The 18,805-nt window shown below is 54.5% G+C and carries 19 protein-coding genes; 15 read left to right on the forward strand and 4 right to left on the reverse strand.

The window, feature by feature from the left end; all coding sequences use genetic code 11:
* Window positions 1-6 precede the first annotated feature (6 nt).
* The 10 genes from LAO76_07220 (at window position 7) to LAO76_07265 (ending at window position 8,242) form a co-directional block, all read left to right on the forward strand.
* A complete protein-coding gene (locus LAO76_07220) occupies window positions 7-759 on the forward strand; it encodes a hypothetical protein (GenBank protein ID MBZ5490705.1) in 753 nt (250 codons plus the stop codon).
* 86 nt (window positions 760-845) lie between these two features.
* Window positions 846-1,691, forward strand: a complete 846-nt coding sequence (locus LAO76_07225; GenBank protein ID MBZ5490706.1) for a hypothetical protein — start codon at window positions 846-848, stop codon at window positions 1,689-1,691.
* Window positions 1,692-1,722: 31 nt separating this feature from the next.
* Window positions 1,723-1,887, forward strand: a complete 165-nt coding sequence (locus LAO76_07230; GenBank protein ID MBZ5490707.1) for a hypothetical protein — start codon at window positions 1,723-1,725, stop codon at window positions 1,885-1,887.
* 236 nt (window positions 1,888-2,123) lie between these two features.
* Entirely contained in the window at window positions 2,124-2,345 is a 222-nt protein-coding gene (locus LAO76_07235) for an HNH endonuclease (GenBank protein MBZ5490708.1), read from the forward strand.
* Window positions 2,302-2,592 carry a helix-turn-helix domain-containing protein gene (locus LAO76_07240; GenBank protein MBZ5490709.1) on the forward strand — a complete coding sequence of 97 codons (291 nt, stop codon included), beginning with the start codon at window positions 2,302-2,304 and terminating at the stop codon, window positions 2,590-2,592. The genes LAO76_07235 and LAO76_07240 overlap by 44 nt, the downstream gene beginning before the upstream one ends.
* A 28-nt stretch (window positions 2,593-2,620) precedes the next feature.
* Entirely contained in the window at window positions 2,621-3,130 is a 510-nt protein-coding gene (locus tag LAO76_07245; protein ID MBZ5490710.1) for a hypothetical protein, read from the forward strand.
* Between the two features lie 124 nt (window positions 3,131-3,254).
* Window positions 3,255-4,016, forward strand: a complete 762-nt coding sequence (locus LAO76_07250) for a hypothetical protein (protein ID MBZ5490711.1) — start codon at window positions 3,255-3,257, stop codon at window positions 4,014-4,016.
* 85 nt (window positions 4,017-4,101) lie between these two features.
* Window positions 4,102-4,395 (forward strand): hypothetical protein, encoded by a 294-nt coding sequence (locus LAO76_07255; protein ID MBZ5490712.1) that lies wholly within the window; start codon window positions 4,102-4,104, stop codon window positions 4,393-4,395.
* Window positions 4,396-4,746: 351 nt separating this feature from the next.
* Window positions 4,747-5,631 carry a tyrosine-type recombinase/integrase gene (locus tag LAO76_07260; GenBank protein MBZ5490713.1) on the forward strand — a complete coding sequence of 295 codons (885 nt, stop codon included), beginning with the start codon at window positions 4,747-4,749 and terminating at the stop codon, window positions 5,629-5,631.
* 1,018 nt (window positions 5,632-6,649) lie between these two features.
* Window positions 6,650-8,242 (forward strand): DNA polymerase Y family protein, encoded by a 1,593-nt coding sequence (locus LAO76_07265; protein MBZ5490714.1) that lies wholly within the window; start codon window positions 6,650-6,652, stop codon window positions 8,240-8,242.
* Between the two features lie 140 nt (window positions 8,243-8,382).
* On the opposite strand, the gene LAO76_07270 is transcribed toward LAO76_07265, so the two are convergent.
* The 3 genes from LAO76_07270 to smpB all read right to left on the reverse strand — a co-directional run bounded on the left by LAO76_07270 (window position 8,383) and on the right by smpB (window position 11,463).
* The gene (locus tag LAO76_07270; protein MBZ5490715.1) at window positions 8,383-8,997 is read right to left on the reverse strand and encodes a DUF4142 domain-containing protein; all 615 of its coding nucleotides are present in this window, start codon (window positions 8,995-8,997) and stop codon (window positions 8,383-8,385) included.
* A gap of 331 nt (window positions 8,998-9,328) precedes the next feature.
* Window positions 9,329-10,879 (reverse strand): leucyl aminopeptidase, encoded by a 1,551-nt coding sequence (locus LAO76_07275; GenBank protein MBZ5490716.1) that lies wholly within the window; start codon window positions 10,877-10,879, stop codon window positions 9,329-9,331.
* A gap of 56 nt (window positions 10,880-10,935) precedes the next feature.
* Window positions 10,936-11,463 carry an SsrA-binding protein SmpB gene (smpB, locus tag LAO76_07280; GenBank protein MBZ5490717.1) on the reverse strand — a complete coding sequence of 176 codons (528 nt, stop codon included), beginning with the start codon at window positions 11,461-11,463 and terminating at the stop codon, window positions 10,936-10,938.
* Between the two features lie 205 nt (window positions 11,464-11,668).
* Here smpB and LAO76_07285 point away from each other — a divergent pair, with 205 nt between their 5' ends.
* The 3 genes from LAO76_07285 to LAO76_07295 are packed head-to-tail and all read left to right on the forward strand — an operon-like array spanning window position 11,669 to window position 14,973.
* Window positions 11,669-14,038: a type II and III secretion system protein gene (locus LAO76_07285; GenBank protein MBZ5490718.1), complete on the forward strand. Its 2,370-nt coding sequence runs from the start codon at window positions 11,669-11,671 to the stop codon at window positions 14,036-14,038.
* A gap of 52 nt (window positions 14,039-14,090) precedes the next feature.
* Entirely contained in the window at window positions 14,091-14,558 is a 468-nt protein-coding gene (locus tag LAO76_07290; protein ID MBZ5490719.1) for a type II secretion system GspH family protein, read from the forward strand.
* 4 nt (window positions 14,559-14,562) lie between these two features.
* Entirely contained in the window at window positions 14,563-14,973 is a 411-nt protein-coding gene (locus LAO76_07295) for a type II secretion system GspH family protein (protein ID MBZ5490720.1), read from the forward strand.
* Window positions 14,974-15,089: 116 nt separating this feature from the next.
* On the opposite strand, the gene LAO76_07300 is transcribed toward LAO76_07295, so the two are convergent.
* Window positions 15,090-15,446, reverse strand: coding sequence for a hypothetical protein (locus LAO76_07300; protein MBZ5490721.1), 357 nt, complete (start codon window positions 15,444-15,446; stop codon window positions 15,090-15,092).
* A 114-nt stretch (window positions 15,447-15,560) separates the two neighbouring features.
* Here LAO76_07300 and hutU point away from each other — a divergent pair, with 114 nt between their 5' ends.
* Both hutU and hutI read left to right on the forward strand, forming a co-directional pair.
* Window positions 15,561-17,252, forward strand: a complete 1,692-nt coding sequence (gene hutU, locus LAO76_07305) for a urocanate hydratase (GenBank protein MBZ5490722.1) — start codon at window positions 15,561-15,563, stop codon at window positions 17,250-17,252.
* A gap of 61 nt (window positions 17,253-17,313) precedes the next feature.
* On the forward strand, window positions 17,314-18,603 hold the full coding sequence (hutI, locus tag LAO76_07310; protein MBZ5490723.1) for an imidazolonepropionase: 1,290 nt from the start codon (window positions 17,314-17,316) through the stop codon (window positions 18,601-18,603).
* Window positions 18,604-18,805: the final 202 nt, after the last annotated feature.

Raw genomic sequence — 18,805 nt, forward strand, 5'->3', positions numbered from 1 at the left:
GGATAAATGAAGGTGCACGGACAAAAGAAGAAACGTGATTTCAATTCGTCTTGCTTCTACAGGTTTCACCGTGAGGCATCGTCTCAGTTCGGTAAGAGTCGCGTAACTGTGGTACTGAGTGGTTTGTTAACGGTATCTCTGCTGTTCGCGGGATGTTCAGGCAATAAAGACAAGCAGGCCGCCGCGCAAGCCATCAATAAAAGCCTGCGGCGCGACGCGCTTCACCTGTTGGTCTATATCGGGCGGGTTAGCGCAAAGTGCACGCCCATTGTCGGCTTTGAGGAAAACCAGGACCTCGCCAATGTTACCCAAGATCACGCCGCACAAAAAGCTGGCTTGATAAGCATCGCTCCGGATGGCCCGGCCTTCTGGAAGGTGGACCTGGTAAACCCGAAGCCGGAAATTGTGGAACACTTGAAGACAGTCACGCGCCACCCCGAGGATGGGTGCGATTACCTTCTGTGGGCTTTTAACGTCGCATCCAAATCCGCGGAGGTTGTCAATCTGCGCAAGATAACCGATCAGAAGATGGAAGTAGATTTTATCTGGAAATGGAAGCTTGAGCCGGATGGGGTCAAGCTGGTCGACGCTCTTTCTCAACAAGAGCGCTACCGGACAACGCCTTATTTAGAAGTCGTGTCGCGACGCGGGAAACATGATCCAAGCTTCAATCTTGGAAACATAGATCAAAGCAGCACGCCCCAACCTGGAAAGATGGCCTTGAAGAAATCCGGTGACGGTTGGGTTATCGACGAATAACTCTGAAGTCTTTTCAATTCCAAGGCAGCCTCCGGGCTGCCTTATTTATTGCCTTTCATCTGGGAACAGCCGGGGAGTGAGTGACTATGCCTGACAACGAAGTACCGATAAAAATAACCGGGGATGCCAGTTCGCTCAAAGCAGCCACCGATTTGACCAAGGACCAGATTGAAAAAGCAGGCAAATCGGTGGACATGCTGGGAGACCTCATCGGCGTCAAGGTGCCTGATGCCTTCAAGACACTGATTTCGTCGAGCAAGCTGCTGGCGCCGGCGCTGGACGAGGCTTTTGCTCCGCTCGCGGTGATCTCGCTCATTGTAGCTATTAATGACGCGATCGAAGCAGCCAAAAAACATCGGGAAGAATTGGAAAAGCTGGCCAGGGATGCGGTTCAGGCAACAGCCGATATCCATGACTTTGGTGAGTCGGTGCGAATCAGCAATCTCCGCCTGGAAGACGAGATCCGCACCCTGCAAAAGAAGCCTGCGATCAACGGGCCCAAGATCGCGTTTGCCGAAGCGGCTGAGCAAGCCGACAAGCTCAGGGATTCGATTCAAAAAGCGATCGAGGCCAACAACAAGCTGCTCCAGTCCCAGGCCCAGGGGACACTGGCTCGGTTCTTCCTTGGTTCCAGTGACCAGCAGCAACTCGCCAATGAAGTTGCGGACCGGTATGCCCGGTTTCAGGAAGAGCTCAATGCCCTGGACGACCAAATCAAACTCGACGAAGCAAATAATGATCAGAAGGAAGCTGAAGCAGACCGCAAAAAATACAATGACAAGCTCGCCGAGCTTGAAAGGTATTTGAATGGCGCCCAGGAAAAGATCACTACCCAGCGCAACAAGGAGATTGTGGGACGCGCCCTGATTCACATTCGGATTCTAGCGGAGCGAGCCGCCGGATTCACCTTGCCGGCGCGATTTTGTTTTTGAGTGAACCATTTCTTTCAAGTGAGGGAACCTGATGCAAATTCACTTTACCGATTTTGTTACCGCAGCGAACCTGCTGGTGCTGCTGGGGATTTATCGCAAGATGTCAATCATTGTGTACCAGCACAAGCTGATGTGGACAGACTTTGCCGAGCGCAAAGGCATCAGCGCAAACGGCAAGCATGCGGCCAGTGTTTAGCGAGCGCAATTTGCGGCAAATCGAGGAACAATCGGCCCGCGAATGAACGCGAAATACGCGAATACAAATCATTTTCTAAGTTCGGATTCGCGTTCATTCGCGCTACGGCGGATTATCACTCCACTCTTAACTGCTAGCTGCTTTTTCAGGTGAATCCAATGAAACTTACTCCAAGAGAAAGATTTCTCGCCAAGGTGTGTCCCGAATCGGCCAGCGGGTGCTGGCTGTGGCGGGGCATGGTTCGTGAGGACGGATACGGGATCGTGACCCTTGCCCGCACGCAGCAACGAGCGCATCGCGTTGCATGGCTGTTATTTCGTGGTGAGATCGGTCCAGATTTGGTCGTATGCCACAAGTGTGATGTGCGGGCGTGCGTTAATCCAGATCATTTATTCCTGGGAACACCTCGTGACAATGCAGGCGACACGCGACAAAAAGGCCGAAGCCCCAGTCGGTGAAAAGATTCGCAGTTCCAAGCTATCAGCGGAACAAGTAAGCAGGATCAAAACCCTGCTGGCGCAAGGCCGCATGTATATGACCGAACTGGCGCGTGAATACGGCGTGACAGCCGCGACAATCGCACGTATCGCCAGAGAGCTGTCATGGCGTCACGTGCAGGCAGCTCCCGTTGAGACAGCGGAACTCGACGCTAGTCCTGCTGATCACGCAAAGCAGGAATCGACAACCCCTGACAACGAGCTTTAATGACATTTCAATCCTGGAGATAAAGGGCATGGCCGATTTCAAAACGGCATTTTTATTCACGCTGCAACATGAAGACTCAACCCGTTCCGGCAAGGTGACTGTGGATGCGGGCGGGCGTACACGCTTTGGCATTGCGGAAAAGTTCCATCCTGATTTGCCCGAGGAGTTTTTCACCGGGCCGGCGGAAGACGCGCTGGCCGAAGCGGAAAAGATTGAAGAACGCGAATACTGGGACACCATGTGTCTGGCGCAAGTGGAGAACCAGAACGTTGCCAACAAACTTTTTGATATCGGCGTGAATATGGGAGTGCGGCAGGCGACTGTCTATGCGCAGCGCGCCGTAAACTCCCAGGGCCGGCAGCTCACTGAAGACGGCAAGATGGGGCCGAGGACTTTGGCAGCCATTAATGCCATGGATCCGCAAACTTCCTACGGGCTGCTCTGCCAGTTCAGCATTTGGCACTACCGCCACATAGCCACCAACAATCCGGCCCAGTCTATGAATTTGGCGGGATGGCTGAAAAGGGCAGAGGCGTAAATCGCAGGGGCTAAAACCCAATATCTTTAGGCCGCTGCGACGCCACGAATGAATTCGAGCCAAGAGCATTGGCTTTCCATGATCCGAACTTAAAAATAATTCAAACTGAAAAGAGGACAACACCATGAACCTTGCAACCTGGTTCAAGGGGCTGGGCGTATTTGCGCTGAGCTCAATGATTACCGTGCTGGCCACCATGCAACTGGATCCAGCGAGCTTTAACTTTTCCAAAGCCGGGCTGACGAAAGTGGGAGCGGCGGCGCTGGTGATTGGCGTGAAGTCAGTGCTGCTATATCTGAAGCAGTCGCCACTGCCGGGTAACCAGCCCGTGCGCATTACTGACTGGACGAAGATTACCAGCGTACTTGCGTTGTGCTTAGCGATCCCTGCATGCGCGCTGCTGGCGGGATGCGTGAGTTCCTGGGACCAGACGACATACGAACCCCTGGCCGCGAGCAAAGCGCTGATCGATTGCGCCGTGGCGGGCTATAACCACTTTGACGCCGATATCCGGCATGTGTGCGCCGATTCACAGGATGGCACACAGGATGCCGCGTTTGATCCGCGCGTGTTTTATCTGCCGCAGACGCGCGAAGCGCAACAGGCCGTGGAGAAAGCGCGTCAGGCGCAGATTGCCGCAGTTGACGCTTTTGCCGCGTATGCCGTGGCCAAAGTGGCAAAAGATAAAGCAGCAACGGTGCAGGAGAAACAAGTAGCGGTTATAGGGTTGCTGGAAGAGTTTCCCGCGCTACTGAACGCGGTGCGCGGTTTGATGGGGAAGAAGCCGGTGAGTGAATTGAAGCTGCCGGTTGTTCGAGATCCCGTGGCGGCGATTGCGGCTCTGAAGCCGGCGATTTTAAGGCTGGAATCGCCGGACACAAACTAAGGAGGCTTTCCCGGCCATCAATGATCGATCTTCCACCAGGTACCAAATACCAATTACTAAAAACCGATTTTCACGAGGTGCAATCTTGGCAACAAATCCTGTAACCAGTATTTCCACCGCAGACAAACTGAAACAGACGCTGAAGACGGTGACGGACGCAGCGTTATTCATTGAACAGATACTTGGCGCAGTTGCGCCGGCCAGCGGAGCGGGCAGCTTTGATGCGGCCACAATGGAACGCGCGACAGCGGCGTTTGGCAACCTGGCGGTAATCGCGATTCGAGCGGCCTACGATGTGGCAGGCAAAGAACTGACGCCAGAAAGCGTGATGGCGCTCATGCCGGTGAGTACGCCGTTGCAGCCGGCGGTCGAGGGGTAAAAAGGCGGAGGCGCAGAGAGTGATTCAGCAAGGACGGGCGCCATCGAAAAAACTCTCAAATGCTGAGCAATTGAAATCTAGTCTGAGATCTTCCTGGTTCCCAGAGTTTTTTTTAACCAAAAGCTATATGTTGTGGGCCAGTACCCCAGGGCTGCGCTATATTTTGTTGTAGCGAATGAAAGACGAATCGCATAGAATAACTTTCGAACCCAAGTAACGGTTGCACCCGGCTACTTCCTACGGCCGGAGCACCGCAAAGCAGGCCCCGAACTATGAGAGTGATGACGCCATTACAGTTTCGCACACTTCCTTTTGAGGAAGCAGCCAAGCACTGGCTGGAGATCCAAGAAAATGCACAGCAGAAAACCCCGGACAATAGAAATGTACGAATGGTATATCCGAAATCTTGGCAAAATGTTTGCCGGGGTGTTGCTGTCGCAAATTCATATTGGGCATTTTTTGGAATATCAGCGCCAACGGCGGATGGAAGCAGGAGCGTCATGCGTGAACCATGAGTTGAATACGCTGGCACAGATTTTGAAGTCGGCCGACTTGTGGGACCTGATCGAAAAACATTATAAGCCGCTGCCCCTGCCAAATTGGACGCCGCCGAAAGTCCTGACCGCGGAGGAAGAAGAAAGATTCTTTCGCGTGGTGGCGGGCAATCCGGATTGGGGCGTGGCGTACTGGGCTGTGTCGCTGACGAATAATACTTCAGCAATGGGAATCGAGTTGCGGCACCTGCAGATGAAACATGTCTTTCTGGAGCACGAGCCGCCAACAATCCATATCCCGGATAGCAAAGTAAAAAACGAATTTCGCGCGCGCGTGGTGCCGCTGAATGCTGTTGCCGCGAAACAAGTGCGCAGGATCATGGAGAGAGCGAAACGCTTGGGAGCATGGCATTCCGACCATTACATTTTTCCCTATCGACTGAAGCGCGGGAGCTATGACGTGACTAAGCCGGTATCGACATACTTTATACGGTCGGCATTCAGGACGATGCGCAAAAAGACCGGCTTGGAGTGGCTGCAGCCGCGAAACTTTCGCAACCAGGTCATCACGAAGCTTTTTGAATCGGGTGCGCCTGACGAAACGATTATGTCAATCGCGGGTCACCAGTCCATCAAAATGTCGCGCTATTATTCACGAATTCGCATAAACGCTAAAGCTGAAGCGCTCAATGCTATTTGCCCAGGGAACGAAAATATTAGAACAATTGCAAGGGAGCAGTAGAATACATAAAAGCGCCCACAACAATGTCTCTGGAGATCGCAGAGATATAGATCGGTAAAATCGTTTTTCTTTGTGCTCTGCTAGAGTTTCGTCGCCAATAGCTATTTGTTCCAAAACTAAACTTTATGAAAGCTAATGCTCCAATGAGTAATCCGTCACATCTTAAACAAATGATGAGCTCGCTGATAAATGTATGTACCGTAACAGCAACCCCCAGCCGATATGTCACATCCTTCTGCCTTCTAAGCAGAAGGCTACAGCTGCACTATAGCATATAGATATTTGGTGAGTTACCATCCTGTTCGGCTCGCATCATTATAGGTTGGAGGTGCTTCTGTTACTTCCCATCTTATGGTCTAGTCGTCACGCCTCAGTTTTATCAGTATCTTCTCCTATCGTCGCTGTCATCATTGCTTGCCAGTTCTTGGCCTGTATTGGCGCGGCTCCCACGATTGTTGCCGCTCCCCATGTTTTTTAGTGGCGACACGGTTCGTTTGCGGGACAAGTGACGCTACTCGTGGACTATTAGATCCAAGGAGTGTCAGCCGATACGTATCAACGTAGCGGCACGTAAACGGGCAATGTTTCAAGCGCTGGACGCAGGTTTACATCCCGAAAAATCTGTCCTCAGGCAGAATCTAGTCCTGTGTTCTGTTTTATTGCAAGCCGCTGGGAGACAAAGTCGAGAGCTTTGATCAACACCAAGGGACTGTTTCGATGCCAAGGCCGCTAAATCCGACGGCAGCAGAGAAGTCAGAGAGTTCAGAAGAGGCAATGTGCTCAGAGAATCCAGAGACTTCCGACAGAAAGAAAAGCTATCCGCTTTCCCCATCACTGAAATCATGCAGTCCATGAGGCTCGCTAATTATGTCGACAGAAAGTATTAATGCCAAACAGCAAGCTGATTAAAGAAAAAGGCATCTGAATCGCGAGACACTTATTGCAATACGAAGAGAAACTGAGCAAGAGCTAAATTAGATTCGAATTAATGCAGCGCACAATTCTCAGGATGAAGTCTATGTTCGATCATATCCATGTATTCGGTTGCATTCATCTTCCCGATTTTCCAGTGCAGGCTGCGCTACGCAGTCCGGCCTCGCTTTCGCCTGACGAGGTGCGATCTTATTTTAGAACTGTTCCGATCGCTGTACTGGATGGTCCAGATCGTCTGCTAAAGGTGTCTGCATGCAATGAGAGGGCGAGGAGGCTGGGTATTCGGACAGGGATGACTAAGTTTCAGGCCGAAGCTTGCAGGGGAGTAGAACTGCGAAAAAGGGATGCGGAGCAGGAGATGCTGGCGCATCACGCGTTGCTTGATTGCGGTTATGATTTTGCGTCGCGAGTCGAGTCCACTTGTCCGGGAACGGTCATTCTTAATCTGACCGGCGCGGAGCGCCTGCTGGGATTTCCGCGGCAGATCGCGCAACAGCTGACTAAGCGAAGCGTGGAAGCTGGGTTTGAGGCAAATATAGGAATTGCCGCGAATCCTGATGCGGCTTACTGTGCTGCACGCGGCAATGCAGGGACAACAATCATCACCGCTGGAGACGAGGCGCAGCTCCTGGGCAGCTTGCCGGTGGAAATCCTAGGGCTTGAGCCGGAAGTGCTGGATATGCTGGAGAGCTGGGGCATACACGATTTCAAGTCCCTGGCTGCGCTGCCGCAGCTGGAGCTTTCACAAAGACTCGGACAGCATGGTTTGCACTTGCAGCGGCTGGCGCGAGGCGAGGTGCGACGCGAGCTTGTTCCAGCAGAGCCGCGGGAGCATTTTCAGGAGAGCCTCGAGTTGGAAGAAGCGATTGATTTGCTGGAGCCGATGGGATTTGTGCTGAACAGCCTGCTACAGCAGTTGATGACGCGACTGAAATCGCGATCTCTGGCTACGGACGAAGCGCGCATCGATCTTGAACTGGAAGTCCATGCTGGCCGGCAATCAGGAGTTCATGCATTGCCGGAAGCGAGTGAAACACGGCGCCAGAGCAGGTTGAAGCTTCCAGTCCCCACGCAAGATGGGAAGGTGCTGTTGAAGTTGTTGCAGCTCGATCTGGCGGAGCGGCCGCCGTGGGCGCCAGTCCGAAAGGTGACGATCGAATTAATGCCGACGCGGGCGCGCACCACGCAGACCAATTTTTTCCAGCCGGCTGGGCCTGAGCCGGCAAAGTTGGAGATCACGCTGGCCCGCCTGCGCGCGGTGGTGGATGAAACAGATGGAGAAGGTCGCGGGCGGGTGGGGTTTCCTGTGGTGCTGGATTCACATCGTCCAGATAGTTTTGCGGTGTTGCCGGGTTACGTGCCAAAACAAAATGACCAGAACAGACGAAAGCGTCCGGATGCTTCCTTGTTGCCGATGCGCATGTTTCGCCCGGCTGTGGGGGCGCGTGTGCAAGTGCCTGGCTATGCGCCGGCGACGATAGCCTTCAATAACAGAAGAGCAAGAGTGAAGCACGCCAGTGGTCCGTGGCGCAACGACGGCGAGTGGTGGAGTTCCCGTGACGCATCGCAACGGGAAGAATGGGACGTGGAAACGGGAGTTAGTGAAAAAAAGAGTGTCTATCGGATTTTCCGGGAAGCGCAAACGGGCGAGTGGTTTGTGCAGGGAATGTATGACTGAGAGTGAGCCGCGGCGATAGCGCCGCGCAGTTTTTATCACAGATTACGCAGAAAGCGCAGATCAAAGAAAGATCAAGAGAAAAGAGACTGCATGTTTGCAGCCTCTTTATTCTCAATGCTTGTTAATCGGGATGATATGCCTTACTGGCTGTCACCGCTCGGAGCCGAGCCGGATGCTTTACCTTTGTTCAGTTTGGCATCAATCTGCTGGGCTTTTTCCAGATGCTTTTGCAATGTCGGCAGCGTCTTGCTGGCCCATTGCTTCACGTCAGGATCTTTGGCATTCTGCGACTTATCGGTAAATTCCTGAACGTCCTTCTGGTGGTCTTCCACCATCCCGTCCATATAGTCCTTGTCCAACTGTTTTCCGGTATCGCCAGAAAGTTTTTGCTGTAGAGCTTTGGCATCATCGGGCAGATCGTCATTGAAGTTAAGGTTCTTGGTTTGCGCGAGTTCCTGCAACTGATTCAGCGCCGTGGTATGGTCTTTTACCATCATCTGCGCGAACTGCTTCACGCTGGGGTTCTTGCTTTTGGCGGCGACAATCTTTCCCAACTCAACTTCCGCACTGTTGCCCTGAGCGGCTTTGGTGACGAACTCCTGATCAGGGTTGCTGGACGGGCTGCTGGAAGGGCTGGAAGCAGCCGTCCCGGAATTTGGTTGAGCAGTGGTATCAGGCGTGGACGCTTTGTTTGTGCTGGTGCAGCCAACGCTTATCAATCCCAGCACCAGCAGGGCGAAAACACTTTGTTTCATGGATGAAAAACTCCTTCGGCGGTACTGAAGAATTTTGATGTACGGAAGAGGCACGGGGATGGGCGAAACAAAGCTGGGAAATACCGCTAGAAATAAACCATGCTCAACCAATGCATCCAGTGTGGTGTCTCACAAATACCTTTACCAAGAGTTGGCCCGATACTTGTTTGCCCAAAAGATTATTGCGCGCAGCCGAGGGCGGCTGCGGTCCACAATGACTTGTTTATTGCATGCATTGTCGAGTTATTTCAGAGACACCACTTTGTCTCACCTGAAAATGGCTTCGAGTGACAGAGAAGACAAGAGCTAAAGCCAACAGCCAATTGCTCTCCTACTTCCCCTCAAAGCTCCTGACGAACTCAATCAAGCTCCGCACGCCGATTCCTGATGGGCCTTTGGCGATCCAGCTTTTGTTTTCTTCCATCCATGCGGTGCCGGCAATGTCGAGGTGCAGCCATGGTGTGTCGTCGACGAACTCTTTCAGGAAGACAGCAGCGGTGCTGGCGCCGCCCCAGCGTCCGCCAGTGTTCATAATGTCGGCGATGTTGGAGCGGATCTGGTCGAGATATTCCTGATCGAGCGGAAGACGCCAGAATTTTTCTCCTGAGCGTTGCAGCGCAGTTGTGAAGTGCTTATAAGCGTCTTCATCGTTGGCGAAGACGCCGGCATTGGCGTAACCCAAGGCAACCACGCAAGCGCCGGTGAGAGTAGCGGCGTCGATGAGATGAGTACAGCCGAGAGTGCGAGCGTAATAGAGTCCGTCGGCTAGGACGAGGCGGCCTTCAGCATCAGTATTAATGATCTCAATGGATTTACCGGACATGGCAATCTGGACGTCACCCGGCTTTTGGGCTTTGCCGCTGGGCATGTTTTCTGAGGCGCAAACAATGCCAATAACTTTTACTTTGGGCTTGAGCAGGGCAATGGCGCGCATGGCGCCGATCATGGCCGCGCCGCCGGCCATATCGTATTTCATCTTCTCCATGCCGTCGGCCGGCTTGATGGAGATGCCGCCAGTATCAAACGTAATGCCCTTGCCGACGAGGCCGAGCACTGGTTTTTCCGGCGCACCCTGAGGTTCATAGCGCATTACGATCAGGCGAGGCTCTTCGTCGGAACCCTGAGACACGCTCCAGAAAGCGCCCATCTTCATTTCTTTGATTTTGTCCGGGCCCATCAGTTCGCACTTCAGGCCCACAGTGTCGCACATCTTTTTGGCGCGATCACCCAGCATGGTTGGCGTAAGGCGGTTGCTGGGCTCATTCACCAGTTCGCGGGTGAAATTCTGTGATTCGCCGATGACCCGGCCCTGCGTCAAGGCGTTTTGCAGTTTGCCCTGATCTGCCCCGGCAGGCGCGACGAGGGTGATGTCTTTTACGCTCAGGTCTTTGCGATCGCTGCGGTAAGTGTCGGGATCGAAGTCTGCTACCAGAGCACCTTCAACGATTGTGCGCACGGCGTCTTCCGCGCCGCTGCTGAGATCGGGCACTAGAATGGCGCAGCTCTTGATCCCCTTGGGCTTTAATGCACGGATGGCGCTGCCGGCGGCTTTGCGTACTTCAGCGTGCGTGAAAGATTTGGCCTTGCCTGCGCCAACAACCAGAAGCCTTTTGGCTTTCAGTCCCTGGGGACGATGGAGCAGGGCGCTTTCAAAGGCTTTGCCGGTGACTTCTCCAGTGGCCACCAGCTCCGCCACGGCCTTTTCCAAAGCACCGTCTCTTATTGCCAGTCGAGGTTCAGGCTTGGGAGCTTCTTTGCCGGCTTGGTTGTTTTTGGCAAGATCTTTATTCGCAGTGTCTTTCGCGGCGTGGTCCAGAGCAAAAACGACCAGGCATTCGGTTTCAACTTCAGCGGGATTGGAGGCGATCAGGCGGATATCCATAAGTGCGGGGTTAACTCCTATCTTTGAAAATAAATCTCTAAAAACAAAAAACGCGGCTACTGTTTTCGCGACCGGGCAATGGCCTCGCGGGCTTCCTTGTCAGCTGTGCGGCGACGTTCGGTTTCACGTTTGTCCCAGCTCTGTTTGCCCTTGGCCAAAGCGATCTCACATTTGATCTTACCGTTTTTGAAGTACATGCGCGTTGGCACCAGGGTGTAGCCTTTTTGCTGGGTCTTGGCCTGCAGTTTACGCAGCTCGTCGGACCGAATAAGAAGTTTGCGGGTGCGTAGCGGAGTATGTCCAGCATAACCGGCGTTTTCATAGGCTCCAATGTGAGCATTCAACAGCCATAATTCGCCGTCTTTTAGCAGGGCATAGCCATCTTTCAGGTTCGCGCGGCCGGCGCGTACGGACTTGACTTCAGACCCGGTCAGCACGATTCCGGCTTCCATCTTGTCTTCAAGAAAGTAATTGTGGCTGGCGGCCCGGTTAAACGTGGCATCGCGCTCGCCGGAAGCGATGGGATCCCGCTTGACGTTTTTGGGCTTGTTAGGCTCGGTTTGGTGTGTGGTCTGGCGGGCCATGGCATGCTTCGGCGGCTTACGGCAAACTTTTTATGCTACCACAGCGCAAAATTGGTTACTAAAGTCGTTCTAGGTAAGGCACCAAAACCGGTGTATAATCTGGCTTCCAAAAACTCTAAATCCGGGTAACATTGACGGGAATTGCCCGCACTATTTTCCCTGAAAAATGAAGGACTTAGGAAAAAGCCTAGATGAGTAGGAGCGTATGAGGAAGGTTACAGCAACCCTCACCATTTTGTTTCTTTTTGCGGCATTTTTGTCCGCCGCGGAATCAGCCAAGAGTCTCTTCCAAAAAGGGGTCAAGGCAGAGGCGCGGCAGGACTACGAAGCCGCGTTTGAGTTCTATAAAGCCGCCTATCAACAAAAGCCTGACGAGCTGAAATACCGGGTACCGTTTGAGCGGACCCGCATGCTCTCTGCCTCAAGCAAGATTAAGCGGGGGCAAAAGCTCAGGGACCAGGGCAGTCTGCAGGAAGCATTGACGGTTTTCCAGCAGGCGCTAGAGGTTGATCCCAGCAACGATCTTGCGGCACAGGAGATCCGGCGCACAGAGATCATGATCCAAAAAAGCGCAGGCGGAGGGCAAGCCACTGCAACGCCGCCGAGCCGGCAGGAAGAAGAAGATCCCCTACGGAAGCGCCTGGAGAATGCCAGCTCTCCAGTGGCCCTGGCCCAGTTTCCTGATTCGCCAATCACTGCGCTGGAAATGACCGAAGATTCCAAAGTGGCGTATGAAACGATTGGCAAGCTGGCCGGCATCAACGTGCTGTTTGATCCCGATTACACTTCCCGCCGCCTGAGCATCAAGCTGAAAGGCGTGAGTTTGCAGGAAGGATTGGACATTGTTGCGCTGGAGTCGCGCACATTCTGGCGCCCGGTAACGCCGAACACAATTTTTGTTGCCCAGGATACGCAGGCGAAGCGCCGCGAACTGGAGCAAAACGTAGTAAAGACTTTTTATCTCGGCAACGTTTCCGGCCCCACTGACCTTCAGGACATTGTGAACGCCATCCGCACGGTGCTTGAAGTGCAGCGCATTCAGCAGATTCCATCGCAGAGCGCCATCGTAATTAAAGGCACTCCAGACCAACTGGCGCTGGCTGAGAAGATGATCGACGATATCGATAAATCCAAGCCTGAAGTCATCGTGGATGTGTGGGTGGCGCAGGTACGGCGAGACAAGCTGCGCAATCTGGGCATTACGCCGCCGCAAAATATGGTCGTGGCCCTGCAAGGCACCAATACCACCAGTACGGGCACTGGCACCACTACCACGACGACCCCGGGCTCCGGCTTGAACTTTAACGATCTCCAACACCTGAATTCGACGAACTATGCGGTGACGATTGATCCCTTGAAAGCAGTAGCATTGTTTTCCGATGCCGACACCAAGATCATGCAGAATCCGAAGCTCCGCGCCACGGATAATGAAAAGGCTACGCTTACCATTGCGGACAAGATTCCGATCGCGACAGGTTCATTTGGTACGCCGCTGGGCATCGGCACAGGCGTAGGTTCAGTGGGCGTGAACACGCAGTTCACCTATACAGACGTCGGCGTGAAAATGGAAATCACGCCGCGCGTGCATCCGGATGGACAGGTGACGCTGAAGACGTCACTGGAAATCTCAAACCTGAACGGATCGCAGACCATCGGCGGCATTACGCAGCCAATTATCAGCACACGCAAGGTTGAGCACACCATCCGTTTGATGGACGGAGAAACCAACCTGCTGGGCGGAATCCTGGAAGTGCAGGACACCAGTTCGACGGGTGGCACGCCGTTTTTGGGGCAGATCCCCCTGCTGAAGTACCTGTTCTCATCGACGCAAAAAGAACATATTACGAATGAGTTGGTGTTTGTGCTGGTACCGCACATTGTGCGCGGCCAGGAACTGAATGATTTGAATCGCCGCGCGTTTGACGTGGGCACGGGCAGCGGAATAGATCTGCGCATGGCGGGCCGGCAGGTCCCTGCCAGCAACGCTACTCCGGCAGCAGCTACGCCGGCGCCGCAGCAGCCCGCAGGCGGAGCGCCGATGACTCCAGCGCGGCAGCCATCGGCTACCGTTCCGCAGCAGGTTCCTAGGCAGCAGCCGCCGCAGCAGCAAAATGCAGCGCCACAGGGCACACCTGCGCAGCAGCAAACGCTCAAGCCAGGCCAGGTGGGATTGCGTCTGGAGCCTGGAGCATTGCAGCAGGGAGTTGGAAGCAGCTTCCCCATGACGGTGATGTTGTCACAGGGCGAGGACATTGCATCGATTCCCATTCAAATTAGTTACGATCCAAAGGTGTTCCAGTTCGTGAAAGTCACGAATGGTGATTTCCTGGCCAAAGACGGCCAGAACGTGGCGCTGGTGTATCGCGACGACCCGGCAACGGGCAGACTGCAGATCACCGCGCAACGGCCTCCGGGATCGCAGGGCATCACGGGCGATGGCACTGTGTTTAACCTGACGTTTACGGCGAAGGCCAAAGGTACTGGCGCGATTTCCATTGCCGTGCCGGGAGCACGGAACAGCAAGAACCAGCCGGTGAACGTACTGGGATCGCAAAGCACAATCACGGTAAACTAGTAGAAGGTCCGTGATGAGGCAGAGACAAACAAATCGTCTGAGCCGGGGTTTGATGAGCAGGCATTTGCCGGCGCGCCGTCAGAGTGGTGTGACCCTGCTGGAAATGATTGTGGTAATCACAATCCTGCTGATCCTGATGGGGGCGGCGGTTCCAGTGCTGAAAGTAAGCGTGCGCCGCCAGCGGGAAGTGGACTTGCGGCGCGACCTTTGGGAAATGCGTGGCGCGATTGATCGCTATAAGGACGCAGCGGACAAAAATGCGTTTCAGCAGAAGCTGGGTTCTGAGGGATATCCGCCGGACTTGGATACGCTGGTCAACGGCGTGGAGATTGCAGGCGGTAAGAAACTCCGTTTTCTGCGCCGCATCCCGGTAGACCCCATGACCGGGAACACGGATTGGGGCCTGCGCTCCATGCAGGATGATCCTCAGTCGGATTCCTGGGGCGGGCAGAACGTGTTTGATGTGTACACAAAGTCCACCGGTGTCGGCCTGGATGGCACCAAATATAAGGATTGGTAACTTTATGATCGGTCCATTCAGATTACAGAGGCGGCAGCGCGGCTTCACGCTGATTGAGATGATCATCGTGTGCGCCATCATCTCCATTCTGCTGGGCATCATGGTGCCGATTTATCGCATTCACATCCTGCACGCAAATGAAGCGGTACTGAAAGAGGACCTTTACAATATGCGGCAGGCCATTGATCAGTACACGCAGGACAAAGGCAAAGCACCTCAAGCTCTGGATGACATTGTTTCAGCGGGCTATCTGCACGCGATTCCCAAAGATCCTTTTACCCATGCCACCGATTCATGGCAGACCGTGCAGGAAGACGTGCTGACCAGCATTGACCAGACGCAGCCGGGCATCAGCGACGTGAAAAGCGGATCAAGCCTGGTCAGCTCTGAAGGCACGGCTTACAACACCTGGTGAGCTTTGTTTTTGTCGCTTTGCTTCAAACCGCTTGCGATTCATCGTCGCGAATAGGTTCTAAGCACCTGTTGCGCGCCAAGCCGTCTTCAGACACTTAAACGTAATCCAGAATGAATTTACGCGGCCGTCTCGCCTTCTTCCGGCTCGGTTTCAGCAATTGGATCAAGCTCCGCTTCCTTCTCCGATTCCCGCACCGCTTCCGGATCGACCTGGCGCTCGTGTGCATGCTGCTCTTTGCGGCTAATGCCGGCGCGCTCGGGCAGGTCTTCTCCTGTTTCTTTAAAAAAAGGCGTAGTGCCGGTCTGGTCTGAAGCCTCGGCTGACATCTGGCCTGAATTGTGCGTGCCCACCGCGCCTACATGTGGTTCTTGATCGGATCCTTCATGGCCAAGCTGCTTGCCTAAATTTCTCATCTCCCATTCACCTCTCTCAATCCCGCGATCAACGATGCCTTCGCGAATTCTGCTGTCCAAGTCGCACCTCCCGGTGTCTGAGGGTTGGATGCCGGAAGCAGAGCTCAAGGTGGGGCACAGAACGGCGGTAGCGATTCAACGCTTAACCAGACCCATATTTGCTACCATCTTTGTATGCCGGTTGATACTGAAATTCAGGCTACTCATCTTCCTCCGCTGAAGGCCCCGCGTGGAACAGAAATCACCTGCAAAGGCTGGCCGCAGGAAGCCGCGATGCGCATGCTCATGAACAACCTCGATGATGAGGTGGGCGAGCGCCCGACAGACCTGGTGGTCTATGGCGGCACGGGCAAAGCAGCCCGCAACCAGCAATGCCTGGAGGCGATCCTTGCGTCCTTGAAGTCCTTGGACAGTGATGAGACGCTGCTGGTGCAATCGGGCAAACCCGTGGGAATTTTTAAAACGCATGACTACGCGCCGCGAGTGTTGATTGCCAACTCCAACCTTGTGGGCCACTGGTCAAACTGGGAAAAGTTCAACGAGCTGGAACGCGCCGGACTCATGATGTATGGGCAGATGACGGCGGGCTCGTGGATTTATATCGGTTCGCAAGGAATCATTCAGGGGACATTTGAGACGTTTGCCGCGGCGGCAGAAAAACATTTTGGCGGCGAACTGGCGGGGAAACTGATCGTGAGCGGCGGCATGGGCGGCATGGGTGGCGCGCAGCCGCTGGCGGCGACGATGACTGGCGCGTGCTTTCTGGGAATTGACGTGGACGCAGAGCGCATCAAGAAGCGCCTGAAGACCGGCTACTGCGACTTCATGGTCAACAATCTGGATGAAGCGCTGCGTATTCTGAAGAATGCCGTGCGCAAGAAAGAAGCGATTTCCGTGGGGCTGGTGGGGAACTGCGCGGACGTAATTCCTGAGCTGGCCGAGCGTGGCGTGCTTCCGGACATTCTTACCGACCAGACTTCGGCGCATGATCCGCTGAACGGCTATGTGCCCAACGGCATGTCGCTGGAGCAGGCGCTCGAGCTGCGGAAGAACGATCCCAAGGCGTATCTGGAAAAATCAATGAACGCGATGGCGCGCCACGTGGAAGGCATGCTGCGCCTGCAGAAGATGGGCAGCGTGACGTTCGATTACGGCAACAACATCCGGACATTTGCGTTCCAACAGGGCGTAAAGAACGCTTATGATTTTCCCGGCTTTGTCCCGGCATACATTCGTCCTCTGTTCTGCGAAGGACGCGGGCCATTCCGGTGGGTGGCACTCTCCGGCGATCCGGCAGATATCGCTGTAACCGACGATCTGGTGCTGGAGATGTTTCCGAAGAACCGCATCCTGAGCCGCTGGATTGATCTGGCGCGCAAGCGCATCAAGTTCCAGGGACTGCCGGCGCGCATCTGCTGGCTGGGTTACGGCGAGCGCGCGCAGTTCGGCCTGGCGATGAATGAATTGGTAAAGAAAGGCAAGATCAAGGCACCGATAGTGATCGGTCGCGACCATCTGGATTGCGGGTCGGTGGCTTCGCCGTATCGCGAGACCGAGAGCATGAAAGACGGCAGCGATGCCGTGGCCGACTGGCCGCTGCTCAATGCTCTGCTTAATACTGCCAGCGGCGCCAGTTGGGTTTCGATCCATAATGGAGGCGGCGTAGGCATTGGCTATTCATTGCACGCCGGGCAAGTTACCGTCGCCGACGGGACAGAGATGATGGCAAAGCGTATTGAGCGCGTGCTGACGAATGATCCGGGAATTGGCGTGGCGCGGCACGTGGACGCTGGGTATGAAGAGGCAGAGCGGTTCGCGGAGAAAACGGGCGTGAAGGTACCGATGAAGCTCCGTCCCGAGCGGTAGCGAGGGAGCCCTTTCATCACAAAGGACACGAAGGAACACGAAGGGCAGCGCCACTGACATTTTGCCAAAATCCACTCAATCTCCCTACCTTCTTCTGGCCAACATCGGTCAGCTGCTTACGCTGCGCGGTGGAGCTGCGCCAAGACGCAGAACCGAACTTCAAGAAATCGGCCTAATAAAAGATGCTGCCGTACTTTGCGGCGGTGGGAAGATCCTTGCCTCTGGCCCGCAGCGCGAATTGCTGCGCGATCCCTGGTTGAGAAGCCACCGCAAAAAAATCAAGGAGCTTGATTGTCAGAGCGGGGTAGTGATCCCAGGGTTGATTGATTGCCACACACATCCGGTGTTCACCGATCCGCGCTTGGTCGACTTTGAAAAGAGGATCAGCGGGGCGGGCTATGAAGAGATTGCGGCGGCTGGAGGCGGGATTCGGTCGAGCGTCGCGGGGGTGCGAAGGGCGAGCCGGGGCGAGCTGAGCAAGAAGGTGCTCACGGCGCTTAATGCCATGCTGAAGCAGGGAACCAGCGTGGTGGAAGCCAAATCCGGCTATGGCTTGACGCTGGAAGATGAGATTAAGTCGCTGCAGGCGATACGCGATGGGGCGCGGCAATGGCCGGGAGAAGTGGTCCCAACGCTGCTGGCAGCGCATGTGGTGCCGCAGGAATATGCGGGCAAAGCAGACGGCTATGTCAAGAAAGTCTGCGACGAGATGATTCCGCTGGTGGCCAAAAAGAAGCTGGCGAAGTACGTTGACGTATTTTGCGATCGGGGGGCATTTACGCAAGAGCAGTCGGAGAAGGTCCTGGCGGCGGCGCGCAAGCACGGTCTGGGGACACGTGCCCACGTCTGCCAGTTTACGGCGGCAAAATTGAAGCCCTTGCTTGAGTATCAGCCTGCCTCTTTCGATCACATGGACTGTGTGCAGCCAGAAGATGTTTCATTGCTGGCGCGCGGAGACACAGTAGCGGTCCTGCTGCCCGGAGCAAATTATTTTCTTGGACACAAAGAATTTCCCGATGCGCGACGACTGATCGAGGCAGGTGTGCCCGTGGCATTAGCCACGGACTACAATCCCGGGACTTCACCGACACCCAGCATGCCATTTGTGATTTCACTTGCCTGCACACATATGAAGATGACGCCGGCGGAGGCGATTGCCGCAGCAACGATCAACGCCGCGTGTGCCTTGCAGATGCAAGACCGGAAGGGCAGTCTGGAGGCGGGCAAAGATGCGGATTTAGCGGTTTTTGATGTGAAAGATTACAGGGAAATAGCTTATTGGTTTGCCTGGGACCGCTGTGTTGAAATGGTAGTGGCGGGAAAAGTTGTGGGATTGGATCGGCGACCATGAAGATTCAGGGGATTTGATGAACCGAAGATCGGATGGATATTCGTGAAAATTCCCTGTAGCTGCATGGCAATGGATGCGATCTCGGGGTCCTTCGACTTTACCTCGCTCCTGCGTCGCTCGGTGTCGCTCAGGATGCCACGCTTCGGTAGTATGGCTAGGGCTATTTGCTGTTGTATTCTTCTGGCATTCCCGGGGCTGGTTC

The sequence above is a fragment of the Terriglobia bacterium genome (genome assembly GCA_020072645.1).
Classification (GTDB): Bacteria; Acidobacteriota; Terriglobia; order Terriglobales; family Acidobacteriaceae; genus Angelobacter.

Excerpts from the sequence above, each read along its gene's own strand:
- LAO76_07290 (MBZ5490719.1), top strand. The coding sequence starts at position 14,091 with ATGAGCAGGCATTTGCCGGCGCGCCGTCAGAGTGGTGTGACCCTGCTG.
- LAO76_07250 (MBZ5490711.1), top strand. The coding sequence starts at position 3,255 with ATGAACCTTGCAACCTGGTTCAAGGGGCTGGGCGTATTTGCGCTGAGC.
- LAO76_07245 (MBZ5490710.1), top strand. The coding sequence starts at position 2,621 with ATGGCCGATTTCAAAACGGCATTTTTATTCACGCTGCAACATGAAGAC.
- LAO76_07265 (MBZ5490714.1), top strand. The coding sequence starts at position 6,650 with ATGTTCGATCATATCCATGTATTCGGTTGCATTCATCTTCCCGATTTT.
- LAO76_07260 (MBZ5490713.1), top strand. The coding sequence starts at position 4,747 with ATGCACAGCAGAAAACCCCGGACAATAGAAATGTACGAATGGTATATC.
- LAO76_07220 (MBZ5490705.1), top strand. The coding sequence starts at position 7 with ATGAAGGTGCACGGACAAAAGAAGAAACGTGATTTCAATTCGTCTTGC.
- LAO76_07285 (MBZ5490718.1), top strand. The coding sequence starts at position 11,669 with ATGAGGAAGGTTACAGCAACCCTCACCATTTTGTTTCTTTTTGCGGCA.
- smpB (MBZ5490717.1), bottom strand. The coding sequence starts at position 11,463 with ATGGCCCGCCAGACCACACACCAAACCGAGCCTAACAAGCCCAAAAAC.
- LAO76_07225 (MBZ5490706.1), top strand. The coding sequence starts at position 846 with ATGCCTGACAACGAAGTACCGATAAAAATAACCGGGGATGCCAGTTCG.
- LAO76_07230 (MBZ5490707.1), top strand. The coding sequence starts at position 1,723 with ATGCAAATTCACTTTACCGATTTTGTTACCGCAGCGAACCTGCTGGTG.
- LAO76_07295 (MBZ5490720.1), top strand. The coding sequence starts at position 14,563 with ATGATCGGTCCATTCAGATTACAGAGGCGGCAGCGCGGCTTCACGCTG.
- LAO76_07270 (MBZ5490715.1), bottom strand. The coding sequence starts at position 8,997 with ATGAAACAAAGTGTTTTCGCCCTGCTGGTGCTGGGATTGATAAGCGTT.
- LAO76_07235 (MBZ5490708.1), top strand. The coding sequence starts at position 2,124 with ATGGTTCGTGAGGACGGATACGGGATCGTGACCCTTGCCCGCACGCAG.
- LAO76_07240 (MBZ5490709.1), top strand. The coding sequence starts at position 2,302 with ATGCAGGCGACACGCGACAAAAAGGCCGAAGCCCCAGTCGGTGAAAAG.
- LAO76_07275 (MBZ5490716.1), bottom strand. The coding sequence starts at position 10,879 with ATGGATATCCGCCTGATCGCCTCCAATCCCGCTGAAGTTGAAACCGAA.
- hutU (MBZ5490722.1), top strand. The coding sequence starts at position 15,561 with ATGCCGGTTGATACTGAAATTCAGGCTACTCATCTTCCTCCGCTGAAG.